A 14,618-nucleotide genomic window follows, 5' to 3' on the forward strand; every position below is an offset into this window, starting at 1 on the left:
GCCCAGTCCTCCACCTTGATCACCCTCCAGAGTGAACTGCAAGGGGGTCAGATTTCGGCTGTCGCCTGGGGGTCAGTATTCACGCGTCGTCGACACATGAGGAGAAAGCGTTGGTTTCTCGATTCCCCTGCTGTATTACCGTGCCATCGCCCACATGCCGAGTTCGTCGATCTCGGCTGGTATCTCAAGAGGTCCCTGGCGGCACACAGAGGGCCGCCCACCGTGCGAACCGAAGCCGGCGACAGTGCGGGATGGGTAGGCCCAGGGAGAGGGCTGATGCGCGGGGCTTCATCGGTGGCTCCGGGTACGTGGCGCTTGGATTCTGACCCGGGTGAGATGCGGAGTGATGAGGCAGGGGACGGGAAGCGTCTTTCCGGACCTGCCCTGCGCCCGTACCTACTGCTACTGACCTGCATCGTCAGGTAGAAGGGCCTGGTCTTTCCGGGGTGTTGTCGCAGGGAGTTGGGGTGTGAGGCGCAAGGGCATGCCCGTGGGTAGGCTGCCGCTGCCGCTGCCGCTGCCGCTGCCGCGAATGCGGGTTCGGGTATCGGGCTTGGCTGGTGGGGTGACCTTGGGGTGTAGTGGCGTGCCCGAGGTATGGCGTGATGGAGGGCGGCTGCGCTTTGCGGCGTTGGAGGCGCCGGGCGCTTTCGTGAGCGCGGTGTTCGGTGGCCGCGGCGCGGTGGAGGGTGCAGGCACTGCGTGGGCAGCGGCAGATGGCGTCACTGTCGGCGCAGGAGTGCCGTCACTGGGGGCGGTAGGGGCGCTGTCAGTGTGCTGGCGGCCCGAAGAGTGGGCTCTGGCAGCCCGTGGTACCCAGCAGCCGGTTGTGGGAGGCGTGCCAAAGAAGCAGACCCTCCTTGGCGATGACCAGGACTTTCGCGGGGGCCGGACCTGGATGCTTCTAGCCAAGAGCTGGCTCATGCCTGGTGCTTTGTCACTGTCGCTACGGATGCCGGTGCGGTGGCGAGCCTGCTTCTGACCGTCGGGGCTGGTGGCGTGACTGTGTAGTACTGCAGGAGCCGGAAGCTTGTGGGGCAGGGGGCTCTGGCTGGGGGCTCTGGCTGGGGGCATCGTGAGTTCGGTGAGGATCTGCGGATTGGCCGGTGGGGTGGCTTGGCCGATGGTTCGCTTCATGTCAGGGGTGGGTGAAGAGGGTTAGGGTGGAGCTCGAGGCGATGGCGAGGGTGCGGCCTGTGGGGGAGAAGCCGGCTGCGCGGAGTTCGCAGGCCTCTTCGCGGTGGATGTGCCACCAGGTTGAGCCGGCTTCGTCGCGGTAGGGGTCTCCGCCGCTGGACAGTAGGACGCTTTTGATGGGCCAGTCGGGTGTGACGATGTCGATGGACCATCCAGTCGTGGTGGTCGTGTGCAGTCCGCCGCCCAGGAGGCCGGAGATCTTAATGGTGGTAGCTGCAAGAGGTCCTATGCCTTGGCAGGTGAGGGTGTAGTCGTCCGGCCAGGCTGGGTCTGGGTCGGGGTCGCGTGCTATGCGGTGGCCGGTGACGCAGTCGAGAATGCCGCGTCCCTGGTGGGAGGTCGCGAGGATGAGGTCTTCGCCCGAGTCGGGGTGTTCGGCGAAGCCGACGCCGGTCAAGCCTCCGACTGCTACTGGGGGCAGGGGGCGCCAGGGTGGGGGCGGGGGTTGGAGCGGAGCGGTTCGGAAGCGGGCGCGGAGGTGTTCGTGATGGGGGTTCATGGTGGCGAGTCCTGTCGGGGCTGGGCGGTGGTGCGGCAAGGGCGCATCCTACGCCCGACAGGACCGGGCGGTGTTTGTGCCGGAGTCGGCTGGTGGCGGGGATCTGGGGGCGATTCTTGAGCCGGGAGCCGGGAGCCGGGAGCCGGGAGCCGGGTGCTGGGGGCGGGGGGCCGGGATCCGGAGGTCGGTGGCTGGTGGTCGGTGGCTGCCGGCGGTGGGCGGCTGGCGGTGGGCGGCTGGCGGTGGGCGGGGGATTGATGTCCGGGGGGCCTTGCGGTGATGTGGTGCGAGCGGTTGGGGATGGTGGGGGAGCGTCTCGTCGTCGGTGGTCTGGGCGAATGTTGAGGGGGCGGGGAGTCCGCGCGTCTGGGTTAGGTGGGGTCGCCGAGGCGGGTGCGGGCTTCTTTGAGTTGCCGGCGGACGTCGGCGAGTTCGCGTTCGAGTTCCAGGATGCGGCGGATGGCGATCAAGGTCATGCCCTGGTCGGCGAGGTCGGTCACGTGCTGGACGATCAGGATGTCGCTGCGGGAGTAGCGGCGTTGGCCGCCGGATGAGCGGCTCGGGCTGATGACGTCGTGATCGTCCAGGCGGCGGAGGTAGGCCTGGCGGACCTGGAGCATGTCGGCGACCTGGCCCAGGGAGTAGAGCGGGGCGTGCTCGTCATCGAAGGGCAGCTCGGGCATCGTGGCCTCCTCGGGAATCGGGGGCGGGGCCGGGATGCCCCGCCCCCGGTGCCGGGTCAGGCCCGGATGGCCTTCGTGTCGTTGCGCCGGATCTCCACCTTGCGCGGCTTGGCGCGTTCGAGGACGGGGATGCGCACGGTGAGCACGCCGTTGGCGTAGCCGGCGTCGATGCGGTCGCTGTCAAGGTGCTCCGACAGGTAGACGCGCCTGGTGAACGTGCCCATCGGGCGCTCGCGGACGAACAGGCGCTCGTTCTCGGCGATCTCTTCCTCGCGGCGGGCGCTGACGGTGAGGACACCCCGGTCGACGGTCACCTCGATGGAGTCCGGGTCGATGCCGGGCAGGTCGAAGCGCAGGACCACGTCGTCGTCGCGGCGCAGGCCGTCCAGCGGCATCGTGGCGGCGCCGCCGTTGTCGAAGGTCTGGCGGGCCAGCCGGTTGAACTGGCGCTCGAACTCCTGGAAGAACGGGTCGATCGAAGTCAGCAGCATGGTTCCGAACCTCCTGCTTCTGTCGTGGTAGGTAACCTCCAACTCGATTTGTAGGTTAGAGAGCTGAGCAGGGGGAAGCAAGGAAGGTAAGGAAGTTTTTACCCGGGCGTGAGGAGTGTGCCGGTGAGGATGGTCACGGCATGGCCGGCGAGGTGGACGCGGTCACCGTCGAGGCGGGTGTGGACCAGGCCGCCTCTGGCGGAGAGCTGCGCACCGGTCAGAGCCGTACGGCCGAGCCGCGCGGACCAGTACGGCGACAGGGCGCAGTGGGCCGAGCCCGTCACCGGATCCTCGTCGACGCCCACGTTGGGAGCGAAGAATCGTGAGACGAAATCCGTGCCGGTGCCGCGGGCGGTGACGATGACGCCGCGCGCCTCCACTGCCGACAGGGCCGTGATGTCGGGGCGCAGGGCGCGTACCGTCTCCTCTGAATCGACCTCGACCAGCAGGTCCAGGTCGCTTTTCCCGACCCGCACCGGGGTGGCTCCGAGCGCTTTCTCCAGGCCCTCGGGAACCGTGACGGGCGTCACCTCCTTGGCCGGGAAATCCATCGTGATGAGGTCTCCGGCGGCGCGATTCACGGTTAGCGTTCCGCTCGCCGTGCGGAATTCGACGGGGCCGGTCGCGGCGCCGGTCGAATACAGAACGTGAGCGGTCGCCAGCGTGGCATGACCGCAGAGAGTGACCTCGACCACAGGGGTGAACCACCGTAGGGAATCGCCGAGCAGGAAGGCGGTCTCGGAGAGGTTCATCTCGGCGGCTACGCTCTGCATCCACCCATCAGTAACCGGAGAGTCCAGCAGGCAGACACCTGCGGGATTACCCTTGAAAGCTGTGTCGGTGAAGGCGTCTACAGTGAACAGGCGCATGTGGCCGATGCTATACGGGGGGGACGGATATCCAGATGCAAGCGGGTTGCAAGCCGTACAAAATGGAATTAGGGCTGGGCGTGTCGCGTGGCGAATGCGGAATCGTCGGTTACCGTCCAATGTGTAGGGACGTGCCGATTACGGTGAGTTCCTGAGGAAAGGACAAGCCGATGGGGGCAGTGCGCAAGGTGGTGAACTACCTTGGCCTGAGCGGGGTCGATCACTACGACGACGGCTATGACGACGACGAGCACTACGAGGACGAGTACGTTCCGGCGACGGAGCGGGCCGCCCGGCGGTGGCGCGCGAACGTCGACGCGTCGCGAATCGTCATGGTCCAGCCGCTCAAGTACAACGACGCACCGTTGATCGGTCAGCACTTCCGTGACGGGCAGACGGTGATCATGGACGTCACGGGCATGGCGATGCCCGAGGCGACGAGGATGGTCGACTTCGCCGCCGGGCTCGCGTTCGGTTGCGAGGGTCGGATCGAGCGCATCGCCGATCGCGTGTTCCTGCTCGCGCCGGCGCACGTGGAGATCGAGACGACCTGATCGGGTCTAAGCAGCGCGCGGGCCGCGACGAATCAGCCGGGTGAGCTCGGTTGCATCGTCAGCGGCCTGTTTCGCGCGTGCGTCCGCTTCTCTGGCGTAGGCGTGCAGGGCCCAGACGGCGCCCTCGGCCAGCTCCTTCAGCTCGTTGACCTGGGCGGCCACGTAACGGGCGTCGGCGACGATCGTCTTGTGGCGCTGCCAGAGCTGCCAGCCGCCCAGCCCGAGCATGGCCACCCCGGCGGCGGCCAGCAGGAGCGAGGCGCTGAACGCCGCTCCGGCCAGGCACGCGACGCCCGCCACGATCAGCACGAACGCCGCCCACGGCCGGCCGCGCGGCACGACGCCCTCGGTGAGGATGGCGTGCTCCGCCGTGGCGATCGAGGTCTCGTCGGGGCCTTCGGGGCGCAGGTGGATGCGGTGGCCGAGCAGCGGGACGGTCAGCGTGGCCGGCGGCGTCAGCCGGCTGTCGGCTTCGAGCTCCTCGGCCAGGCCCCGCAGGATGGGCGCGGCGACGTGCAGGGCGATGGCGGCCAGGTGCGGGTCGGCGCCGGGACGCAGGTCGTCGAGCAGGTGGGAGATCAGCGAGGCCATCGGGCCGGCCGGGCCGCCCTGCCCGATCTGGGCGCGCAGGACCGCCAGCGGCTCGTCCTCGGCCCAGGACGCGGCCGGGCTGGCCGAGCTGTTGCTGAGCGGGACGGCGGAGTCGTGGTCGGACTGCCGGGCCGAGGTGATCTCGGCGCAGCGGCCGCGCAGCCTGGCCAGGCGGGCGGCCGCGACCGCCGGACGGGCCAGGTCGGGGATTTCGGCCATCTCCGGGAAGTCGGCCAGCGACGGCGGCACGACGACCGCGGGCTCGCCGGGCACCAGCGCCTGCACCCACTCCTCGACGTCGGCGTGCTCCTGCACGGCCAGCGCGTCGAGCTTGCGCAGCACGAAGATCTTGCCGGCCGGGCCGTAGGCGCCGCGGGCGGCGGCCAGCCAGAGCGAGCGCTGGCCGTGGGTGACGGGACGGTCGAGCGACAGCTCGCCGAAGGCCGTGCCGAGCCAGGAGGCGTGGATGCGGCTGCCCTGGCCGGACACCGCCAGGGCCAGGCACAGGAAGAGCGCGGTCTGCTGCTGGTCACGGCCGGCGGCCCTGCTCAGCGGTTCGAGCGGGTCGTCGCCGGCGAGGATGGCGACCAGCGCTTCTACGGCAGGGGGCAGCCAGTGGCCGGGTATGTCGCGAAAGCCCGGAGCGGCGGGAGGAGCGGTGCCATTGGCGGCGAGGTGCGCAAGCAGCGCCTCGGCGTAGCGTTGCAACTCCGTCGCTGCTTGGGGGCTCGCAGTCAGGTCCGTGCTCAAGGCAGAGAACTCCCCCATTTCGGCCTCAGTTCATGACCGCGTAAAGCCTAGCCGTTAGGGCGCGCCAACCCGGTGGAGGCGCGCCCATGACGGAACGGGAGACTTTGAGCCAACTGCCTGTTACATGCGGTCGGGGACGGGGACGCCCAGAAGGTCGAGGCCGGTTTCGAGCACGCGCAGGGTCAGCGCGCACAGGGCCAGCCGCGAGGCGCGGGTCTCGGGCTCGACGTCGGACCGCAGCACCGGGCACTGCTCGTAGAACGTGCTGAACAGGCTCGACGTCTCGAAGAGGAAGTTGCACAGCCGGTGGGGCTCGGAGCGGGCGGTGACCTCTTCGATGAGCGTGCCGAAGCCGAGCAGGTGGAGGGCCAGGGCGCGCTCGGCGGGCTCGGCCAGGAGGATCGGGGACGTGGCGGCCGCCGGCTCCATGTCCGCCTTGCGGAAGATGGACCGGATACGGGCGGTGGCGTACTGCATGTACGGGCCGGTGTTGCCGGTGAAGCCCAGCATGCGGTCGTAGTCGAAGACGTATTCGCTGTCGTGGCTGACCGACAGGTCGGCGTACTTCACCGCGCCCATGCCGACGGCGAGGGCGATCTCGTTGCGGGTGGCCTCGTCGTAGCCGCGTTCGGCGATGGCCGCCGAGGCCCGCTCGACGCCCTCCTGGAGCAGGTCCATCAGCTTGATGGACTCGCCCGACCTGGTCTTGAAGCGGCGGCCGTCCTTGCCGAGCATCATGCCGATCTGGACGTGCTCGGCCGAGACGGTGTCGGGCAGCCAGCCGGCCATCTGCGCGGAGGCGAACACCATGCGGAAGTGCAGCGCCTGGTCGGCGCCCACCACGTAGAGGATGCGGTCGGCCTTCAGGTCGTGGACGCGGTAGCGGATCGCCGCCATGTCGGTGGAGGCGTAGCCGTAGCCGCCGTCGCTCTTCCTGATGATGAGCGGCAGCGGCTTGTCGTCGGAGCCGGTGAAGCCGGGCGGGAACAGGCAGAGCGCGCCCTCGCTGTGGACGGCGACGCCCGACGACTCCAGGTCGGCGCAGGTCTTCTCCAGCATGGGGTTGTACATGCTCTCGCCGGCGAGGTCGGCGTCGGTCAGCGTGACGCCGAGCAGGGAGTAGACCTTGTTGAAGTACCGGACGGTGGCGTCCATGAAGACGTGCCACAGGCGCATGGTGGCCGGGTCGCCCGACTGGAGGGTGGTGACCCGGACCCGGGCGCGCTGCTTGAAGCCCTCGTCGGCGTCGAACTTGGCCCGCGCCGCCTGGTAGAACTCGGTGCCCATGCCCGCTTCGAGCTGGGCGACCGCGGCCGGCTCGCCGATGTCGAGCAGGTGCTCGATGAGCATGCCGAACGGGGTGCCCCAGTCGCCCAGGTGGTTCTGCCTGATCACCTTGTTGCCGAGGTGTTCGTGCAGGCGGGCCAGGGAGTCGCCGACGATGGTGGTGCGCAGGTGGCCGACGTGCATCTCCTTGGCCGCGTTGGGCGCGGAGTAGTCGATCACGATGGTCTGCGCGGGCGTGCTCGTGCCGACGCCGAGGCGCTGGTCGTCGCGCATGCCCGCGGCCTGGGACTCGATCCAGGAGTCGGCGAGCGTGATGTTGAGGAAGCCGGGGCCGCTGACCTCGACCGTGCCGGGGAAGTCGGACAGCTCGGCCTTGATCGCCTCGGCGACCTCCCGCGGGGACCGTCGCAGGCGCTTGGCCAGGCTCATCGCGACGTTCGCCTGGAAGTCGGCGAACTGGGAGGGCCGGATCAGCGGGTCTGCGTCGGCGTGCTCGGCGCCGAACGCGTTCGCCAGCGCCTGCTGGACGCGCTCGGTGAGCACTATCTGCGGGTCGGTCATGTTCTAAGGGTACCGGCGACCTTGACCGCGATGCTGATCGCAACAGCGGCCACCAGGGAGATGCCGACGGCCGTCAGGTCGTTGCTGAGGTCGCCGGGCGCGAGGGCGAAGAAGCGCCGGACGGGCGGCAGCGACAGGGCGAGCGCGAAGAGCCCCGCCATGGACGCCAGCAGCGTGATCCGCCACCAGTTGAGCGGCCTGGTGATCAGCACGAGCACCCACCACGTGGTGAGGAAGAGCGTGATCACCGCGGACGTCTGGTCCTCGGTCAGGGTGGAGGTGCCGCTGTGCGCGGCCCAGAACGACAGCAGCACCGCGCCCGCGCACAGCACCCCCGCCGGCACGGCGAAGCGCAGCACCCGCCGGACGAACCCCGGCCGCGCCCGTTCGACCGTGGGCGCGAGCGCCAGGAAGAACGCCGGGATGCCGATGGTCAGCGCGTTGGTGAGGGTGGAGTGGCGGGGCGCGAACGGGAACATCACCCCGGCCACGCCGACGGCCAGCGACAGCACGATCGCGTAGAAGGTCTTGGTGAGGAAGAGGTTGGAGACGCGTTCGATGTTGGCCAGCACCCGGCGGCCCTCGCCGACGACGTGCGGCAGCGTGGCGAACTTGTCGTCCAGCAGCACCACCTGGGCCACCGCCTTGGTGGCCGGGCTGCCCGCGCCCATGGCGATGCCGAGGTCGGCGTCCTTGAGGGCGAGGACGTCGTTGACGCCGTCGCCGGTCATGGCCACGGTGTGCCCGCGGGCCTGGAGCGCGCCGACGAACTGGCGCTTCTGCTGCGGGCTGACCCGGCCGAACACGGTGTAGGAGTCGAGCAGCTCGCCGAGCTTGGCGGGGTCGTCGTGGGGGAGCGTCCTGGCGTCGATGGAACGGTCGCCGCCGGGGATCTTCAGGCTCATGGCGATGGCGGAGACCGCCTCCGGGTTGTCGCCGGAGATCACCTTGACCGTGACGCCCTGCTTGGCGAAGTAGCCGAGGGTCTTGAGCGCGTCGGGCCTGATCCGCTGCCTGAGGGTGACCAGCGCGACGGGCTCGACGGGCCCGCCGTCCTGGGCGGCCCGCAGGTCGGGCGTGCGGCACAGGACGAGCACGCGGGTGCCGGTGGCGGCCAGCTCGGCGGCCTTGTCGTAGCCTTCGCCGTCGTGCAGCAGCACGTCGGGGGCGCCCAGCAGCCAGGCGCCGTGCCCGCCGAAGTCGGCGCCGCTCCACTTGCGGGCCGAGGAGAAGGGCACGGACGAGGCCGCCGACCAGCCGTCGGCGGGGGCGGGGTAGCGGGCCCTGATGGCCTGGGCGGTGGCGTTGGGACGGGCGTCGAGGTGGGCCAGGGCGGCCAGCGCGGTCTCGACCGGCTGGCCGTCACGCAGCGGGAGCACCTGGTCGAGGTCCATGCCGGCGGCGGTGAGGGTGCCGGTCTTGTCCAGGCAGAGCACGTCGACCCTGGCCAGCCCTTCGATCGCGGGCAGCTCCTGGACCAGGCACTTGCGCCGGCCGAGGCGGATGACGCCGACGGCGAACGCGATCGAGGTCATCAGCACCAGGCCCTCGGGGATCATGGTGACGATGCCGGCGACCGCGCCGGTGATGGCGGTGGAGAAGTCGGCGGAGTTGTGCAGCTGGCTGTAGATCAGCAGGGCGCCGATCGGCACGACCAGCCAGGTGATGTACTTGATGAAGTTCGCCACGCCCTCGCGCAGCTCGGAGTGGGCGAGGTGGAACTTGCTGGCCTCCTCCGCCAGCCGCACGGCGTAGGCGTCGGTGCCGACGCGGGTGGCGACGTACGCGCCGGCGCCGGCGACCGCGAAGCTGCCCGACAACACCTGGTCGCCGGGCTTCTTGTGCACCGGGTCGGCCTCGCCGGTCAGCAGCGACTCGTCGACCTCCAGGCCGTCGGAGCCGACGACCTCGCCGTCGACCAGCAGGCGGTCGCCGGAGCCGAGCAGGACCAGGTCGCCGAGGACGACCCGGTGCGGCTCGACCTGCTGCTCACGGCCGTCGCGGCGGACGCGGACCGGAGCCTCGTTGATCACGGCGAGCTTGTCGAGGGTGCGCTTGGCGCGCAGCTCCTGGACGATGCCGATCAGCGCGTTGGCCACGATCACCAGGCCGAACAGGCCGTCCTGCCACTCGCCGAAGATCAGGATCAGCGCCCAGAGCACGCCGATGACCAGGTTGAACAGGGTGAACACGTTCGCCCTGATGATCGCGCTGAGCGATCTGCTCGACCGCCGCGGCACCTCGTTGGTCTTCGCCCCTGCGACCTGTGCTGAGGTGAGGCCGTCCACATTTCCCCCGTTCCTGTGGATCGGTCTCACACACTACGGCGTCACCAGAGTCTGTGTGAGCGATGCGTGGCGGCGATCCGGTCGCCGATCCTGGCGACGATGCCGCCCGCGGAGAGGTCGGCGGCGACCTGGCAGGCGGCGCTGATCGCGGGCGCCCTGGAGGAGCCGTGGGCGATCACCACCGTCCCGTTCAGCCCGAGCAGGACGGCGCCGCCGTGGGCCTCGGCGTCGAGGCGCCGGCGCAGCTCGCGCAGGCGGCCGCGTTGCATGAGCGCGCCGAACTTGGCGATCCGGCTCTCGCCGATGGTCTCGGCCAGCTCGCCGAAGGCGTACCGGACCGCCCCTTCCATGGTCTTGAGCGCGACGTTGCCGGTGAAGCCGTCCGTGGTGATGACGTCGACCTTGCCGGTGAGGAGGTCGTGGCCCTCGACGTTGCCGGTGAAGCGGATGCCGGGGGAGGACTGCAGCAGTTCGTGGGCGCGTTTGACGAGCTTGGTGCCCTTCTCCGGCTCGCTGCCGATGGTGAGCAGGCCGACCCGGGGCTCGGGGATGTCGTAGGCCAGCTCGGCGTAGGCCGCGCCGAGGTGGGCGAACTGCAGCAGCATCTCCGGTTTGACCTCGGCGTTGGCGCCGGCGTCCACCAGGAGGGTGGGGGTGGGGAGCGTCGGGAGCGCCACGGCGATGGCCGGTCGCAGGACGCCCTGCTGGGCCTTGAGCCGGAGGCGGCCGGTGGCGACGATGCCCGCGGTCGAGCCGGCCGACACCACGGCCGAGGCGTCGCCGCGGCGGACGAGGTGACAGGCGATGGCGATGCTGGAGCGCGGGCGGCGCAGGCTGGCCAGGGCGCCTTCGTCCATGGCCAGGGCCTCTTCCGCCCTGACGATGGGGACCTCTTTGGTGGCGTCGTGGTCGGCCAGGGCCTCGTACAGGATGCGGGGTGAGCCGACGAGCACGATGGGCAGCTTGCGCTCCCGTACGGCGTGGACCGCGCCGGCCACGATCTCGTGGGGAGCGTGGTCGCCGCCCATGGCGTCGAGCGCGACGGGCCTGCTGTCGGACAATGGTCACCTCGTGGGACAGACGAGCCCGCCGTCGCCCGGCCGGGCCGGTACGCGGGCTCGTGTATCTCCGCATCGTAGGCAGGCCGGATGTCAGGTCGACCGGCGGGTGGACCTCCCTGCTTCCCCGGCGCGGCGGTTCCAGTCGCGGGGGCCCGTCAGTGGAGGTTCCAGTCGTCGAGGCCGCGGGTCACGATGACCTTGGAGAACTTCGACGAGCCGGTGACCCGGATCAGCGGGCCGTCGCCCGCCGAGCCGCCGCTGACGTTGCGCTTGCCGAAGATCGAGCTGCCCTCGTCGATGACGTGGGCGTTCTCCGGCACCCGGACGATCAGCTTGCTGAACTTCGCGTCGGTCTCGATGGTGATCTCCCGGCCGGGCAGCACGGCGTCGGACAGGTCGATGACGAGGGCGCCGAAGCGGGCCGACAGCTTGGTGCGCCGGGAGGCGACCCAGCGCCCCTTGCGCACGATCTTGCTGAACTTCGAGCTGATCACCTGGTGCTCGATGGCCTCGGGCAGGGCGGACGGGCGGGACACCTCGGGCAGGTCCCGGGTGAGGGGGACGAGCTCGCCGATCGTCTTCGCCGTGTAGGCGATCTCCAGACGGTCGGCGTGCTCGACGCTGGTGAGTCTTCCGGTGGCGAGCGCGTCGCCGAGCAGGGCCGCGACGCGGTCGCGGTCGGCGTCGGAGGCGCGCAGGTCGAGATCCTCGGTCACGATGAATCAGTGTATGTCGATTCGCGATATGTCGCGAGTGTCAAACCTGCAAGGAAACTTGGAGCCCAGTGGAACCGGGGACGCGGCGCGTCGCGTCCGGATATTAAGAACCGTAGACGCGCGACTGGGTCGTGAGGTTTACACGCGATCGAACAAAAAAGATGGGAAAGGCCTAGTGATCTTGAACCAGGCAGGTACCCGACGCTTCAAGGCGTACACGTCCAAGCACCTCGACGAGCTCCTGCGACGGGCGGGGCTGGACGACGAGGAGCGGCTGAGGGTCCGCGCCGTGGCCACGGTGCTGCCCTTCCGGACGAACGCCTATGTCGTGGATGAACTCATAGATTGGTCGGCGGCGCCCGACGATCCCATCTACCGCCTCGTCTTCCCGCAGGAGGACATGCTTCCCGCCGCGGACGTGGCCAGGCTGGCCGACCTGCTCAAGGCCGAGGCGCCCAACGGCGAGGTCCAGGCCGAGGCCAACCGCGTCCGCGCGCAGCTCAATCCGCATCCGGCCGGGCAGAAGGAGCTCAACGTCCCGAGGATGGGCGACGAACCGGTGCCCGGCATGCAGCACAAATATCCAGAGACAGTGCTCATCTTCCCTAAACAGGGGCAGACCTGCCATGCCTACTGCACCTACTGCTTCCGGTGGGCGCAGTTCATCGGGGACGCGGACCTGAAGTTCGCCTCCGACGACATCGACCGGATGGTGTCCTACATCCGCCACCACCCCGAGGTCACCAGCGTCCTGATCACCGGCGGCGACGCCATGATCATGGGCGAGCCGGTGATCCGGCGCTACATCGAGCCGCTGCTCGGCCTCGACCAGCTCGAATCCATCCGCATCGGCACCAAGGCGCTGGCCTACTGGCCGCAGCGCTTCACCACCGACCCCGACGCCGACGCCACGCTCGGCCTGTTCCAGGAGGTGGTGAAGGCCGGCAAGAACCTGGCGTTCATGGCCCACTTCTCGCATCCGCGGGAGCTGGATTCGCCGCTGGTGGAGTCGGCGGTCGAACGCATCCTCGGCAGCGGGGCCACGATCAGGACCCAGGCGCCGCTGATCAGGTCGATCAACGACGATCCCGAGGTGTGGTCGTCGATGTGGCGGCGGCAGCTGAGGATGGGGCTGATTCCCTATTACATGTTCGTCGAGCGCGACACCGGGCCGCAGGACTACTTCGCGGTCCCGCTGGCCCGCGCGTACGAGATCTTCAGGGACGCCTACTCGACCGTCTCCGGGCTCTGCCGTACGGTCCGGGGGCCGTCCATGTCGGCCACGCCGGGCAAGGTGTGCGTGGACGGGGTGACCGAGATCGCCGGCGAGCGCGTCTTCGTGCTCCACCTCATCCAGGCCCGCGACCCGGAGCTGGTCGGGCGGCCGTTCTTCGCCAGGTACGACCCGTCCGCGGTCTGGCTGACGGATCTGCGCCCGGCGTTCGCCGAGCGTTTTCCGTTCGAGCCGGCCGACGCCTTGCTGCCCATCTGAGTGGTCGCGTTCTCGCGCCACCGTCACTGAATTGTGCGCCCCCGGCCCGTGACATTTGTTAATGCGACCACTTGTTCGCGGGCCGTGCGGGCGCACGTCGGCGTCGCGGTCCCGATGGCGATCGGGTCCGCGCGGAATCGAAATCAAAACCGGGGTATTTCCCGTTTTGTCTCTCCGCTCAACGCTCCCCCTTTACTCGGTAACCGGGCTGCAAACCCTGCTACATGGGCTTTCCGGCCGCCTGCGGGCGATCACCGTCAGTGATACAACTGCTTCCGTAGCTCAGCCGTGACAGCACGCTTCGTGTGGTGCCCATAGCGTGTGCGCCACGGCATTCGGGGGTTATCGATTCGCATTTCCACCGCATTCGAGAGCGATCGATCACGAGCCGGGAAGGCAATCATGAATCGAGTAGTCAAGGCGGCCGTTGCCGTCACAGCATTCGGCTTGGCGGCGGCTTTGGCCGTGCCAGCTCAAGCAGAAGTTCAATTCACTCACACCGCCAAGATCGTCCCGCTGGACGGCCTGGGCGGGGGCACCAGCGGAGGCCCGCTCGACCTGCTCGGCGGGCTGCTCGGCGGCGGGCTGCTCAGCAGCCTGGGCGGCGGCCTCGGCGGCCTGACCGGGGCCGGCAAGTCCAAGTCGGCCGACGCCGCAGGCGAGGCCAGGGCGCGCGACATCGCCGACGAGAACCGGCGCGCCAGCCTGGCGATGACGCCGAACGCGGCCGAGGACGTCACCCGCCAGAGCGGCCCGCTGCCCGAGCTGTCGCCCATCCTCAGCAGCGGCGCGATCGGCGGCGGCGGCCGGGGCCTGGCCAAGTCGCTGCCACTGCTCGGCGGCGCGCGCATGGCGCAGCCGCTGGTCAAGGGCGCGCCCCAGAGCAACGCCGGCACGAGCGCCCCGCTGCGCGGCGCGATGGACACGATGACCGCCCTGGCCGGGGCCTCGGTCGGCGGCGCGATGGGCAAGGTGGGCGGCGGCGCGCTGCTGCCCGGCACGGGCTCCGGCACGGCCGGCACCGCCACCACGACCATGACGGGCGCCACCAAGGGCCTGCGCGACCTGTCCATGGAGTCCGGGATGGGCGGGCTCACCCGCGCCGCCCGGATGGCCCTGCCGCACGCGTCCGGCGGCGAGCTGGCCCCGATGGTCGGGCAGGTCGCCCCCGTCGAGGCCGCGCCGGTCGTCGAGGCGCTGCCGGGCACCACCCGGACCGCGTCCGTCGACGAGATCACCCCGCTCATGCAGGACACCGCGGGCCTCGTCTCGGCCAACGGCTCCAAGGCCGCCGGCTCCTACAGCGACATGGTCTCCGCCCTCGGCTGGAGCAGCGACGCGCTGACGAGCTCGGTGCGGGGCTCCTGGGTTCGCGACTGAGGCGAGCGCGGCGCGTCCCGAACGTGTCGCGGACGTGACCCGCGCGGGCGCGTCCCGGACATGACGTGACGACGCGCGCACGCGGCCCCGCCGAGGGCCGTGCGGCGGTTCGCCGGCGTCCAAGGTGCCGACGCTCGCGAACCGGCCGTGACGGCCGTGAGGTGGCCCGCGTTCAGGTGCCAGGTTGTTCCCGCGACGG

Annotated in this window: 12 protein-coding genes; 3 read left to right on the forward strand and 9 right to left on the reverse strand. The window is 69.9% G+C overall.

What is annotated here, in order from left to right; all coding sequences use genetic code 11:
* Positions 1-1,138 precede the first annotated feature (1,138 nt).
* The 4 genes from ACIBST_RS43905 to ACIBST_RS43920 all read right to left on the reverse strand — a co-directional run bounded on the left by ACIBST_RS43905 (position 1,139) and on the right by ACIBST_RS43920 (position 3,739).
* Entirely contained in the window at positions 1,139-1,594 is a 456-nt protein-coding gene (locus ACIBST_RS43905; RefSeq protein WP_397179419.1) for a hypothetical protein, read from the reverse strand.
* 473 nt (positions 1,595-2,067) lie between these two features.
* Entirely contained in the window at positions 2,068-2,379 is a 312-nt protein-coding gene (locus tag ACIBST_RS43910; RefSeq protein WP_397179420.1) for a MerR family transcriptional regulator, read from the reverse strand.
* Between the two features lie 56 nt (positions 2,380-2,435).
* Positions 2,436-2,870: an Hsp20/alpha crystallin family protein gene (locus tag ACIBST_RS43915; RefSeq protein ID WP_397179421.1), complete on the reverse strand. Its 435-nt coding sequence runs from the start codon at positions 2,868-2,870 to the stop codon at positions 2,436-2,438.
* 98 nt (positions 2,871-2,968) lie between these two features.
* Entirely contained in the window at positions 2,969-3,739 is a 771-nt protein-coding gene (locus tag ACIBST_RS43920) for a PhzF family phenazine biosynthesis protein (protein WP_397179422.1), read from the reverse strand.
* 170 nt (positions 3,740-3,909) lie between these two features.
* Between ACIBST_RS43920 and ACIBST_RS43925 the strand changes: the two genes are divergently transcribed.
* Positions 3,910-4,293: a cell division protein SepF gene (locus ACIBST_RS43925; RefSeq protein ID WP_352320833.1), complete on the forward strand. Its 384-nt coding sequence runs from the start codon at positions 3,910-3,912 to the stop codon at positions 4,291-4,293.
* Between the two features lie 6 nt (positions 4,294-4,299).
* On the opposite strand, the gene ACIBST_RS43930 is transcribed toward ACIBST_RS43925, so the two are convergent.
* The 5 genes from ACIBST_RS43930 to ACIBST_RS43950 all read right to left on the reverse strand — a co-directional run bounded on the left by ACIBST_RS43930 (position 4,300) and on the right by ACIBST_RS43950 (position 11,547).
* Complete coding sequence (locus tag ACIBST_RS43930; protein WP_397179423.1) at positions 4,300-5,592, reverse strand: hypothetical protein; 1,293 nt, start codon at positions 5,590-5,592, stop codon at positions 4,300-4,302.
* 162 nt (positions 5,593-5,754) lie between these two features.
* The gene (gene argS / locus ACIBST_RS43935) at positions 5,755-7,482 is read right to left on the reverse strand and encodes an arginine--tRNA ligase (RefSeq protein ID WP_358298708.1); all 1,728 of its coding nucleotides are present in this window, start codon (positions 7,480-7,482) and stop codon (positions 5,755-5,757) included.
* Entirely contained in the window at positions 7,479-9,770 is a 2,292-nt protein-coding gene (locus ACIBST_RS43940; protein WP_397179424.1) for an HAD-IC family P-type ATPase, read from the reverse strand. Before ACIBST_RS43940 ends, argS begins: the two co-directional genes overlap by 4 nt.
* A gap of 41 nt (positions 9,771-9,811) precedes the next feature.
* A complete protein-coding gene (gene plsX, locus ACIBST_RS43945; RefSeq protein ID WP_397179425.1) occupies positions 9,812-10,831 on the reverse strand; it encodes a phosphate acyltransferase PlsX in 1,020 nt (339 codons plus the stop codon).
* Between the two features lie 155 nt (positions 10,832-10,986).
* On the reverse strand, positions 10,987-11,547 hold the full coding sequence (locus ACIBST_RS43950) for a DUF1707 domain-containing protein (RefSeq protein ID WP_397179426.1): 561 nt from the start codon (positions 11,545-11,547) through the stop codon (positions 10,987-10,989).
* A 175-nt stretch (positions 11,548-11,722) separates the two neighbouring features.
* Here ACIBST_RS43950 and ACIBST_RS43955 point away from each other — a divergent pair, with 175 nt between their 5' ends.
* Both ACIBST_RS43955 and ACIBST_RS43960 read left to right on the forward strand, forming a co-directional pair.
* Positions 11,723-13,039: a KamA family radical SAM protein gene (locus tag ACIBST_RS43955; protein ID WP_397179427.1), complete on the forward strand. Its 1,317-nt coding sequence runs from the start codon at positions 11,723-11,725 to the stop codon at positions 13,037-13,039.
* A 465-nt stretch (positions 13,040-13,504) separates the two neighbouring features.
* On the forward strand, positions 13,505-14,419 hold the full coding sequence (locus ACIBST_RS43960) for a hypothetical protein (protein ID WP_397179428.1): 915 nt from the start codon (positions 13,505-13,507) through the stop codon (positions 14,417-14,419).
* Positions 14,420-14,618: the final 199 nt, after the last annotated feature.

Origin of the sequence: Nonomuraea sp. NPDC049684, assembly GCF_044465345.1 — a bacterium.
Classification (GTDB): Bacteria; Actinomycetota; Actinomycetes; order Streptosporangiales; family Streptosporangiaceae; genus Nonomuraea.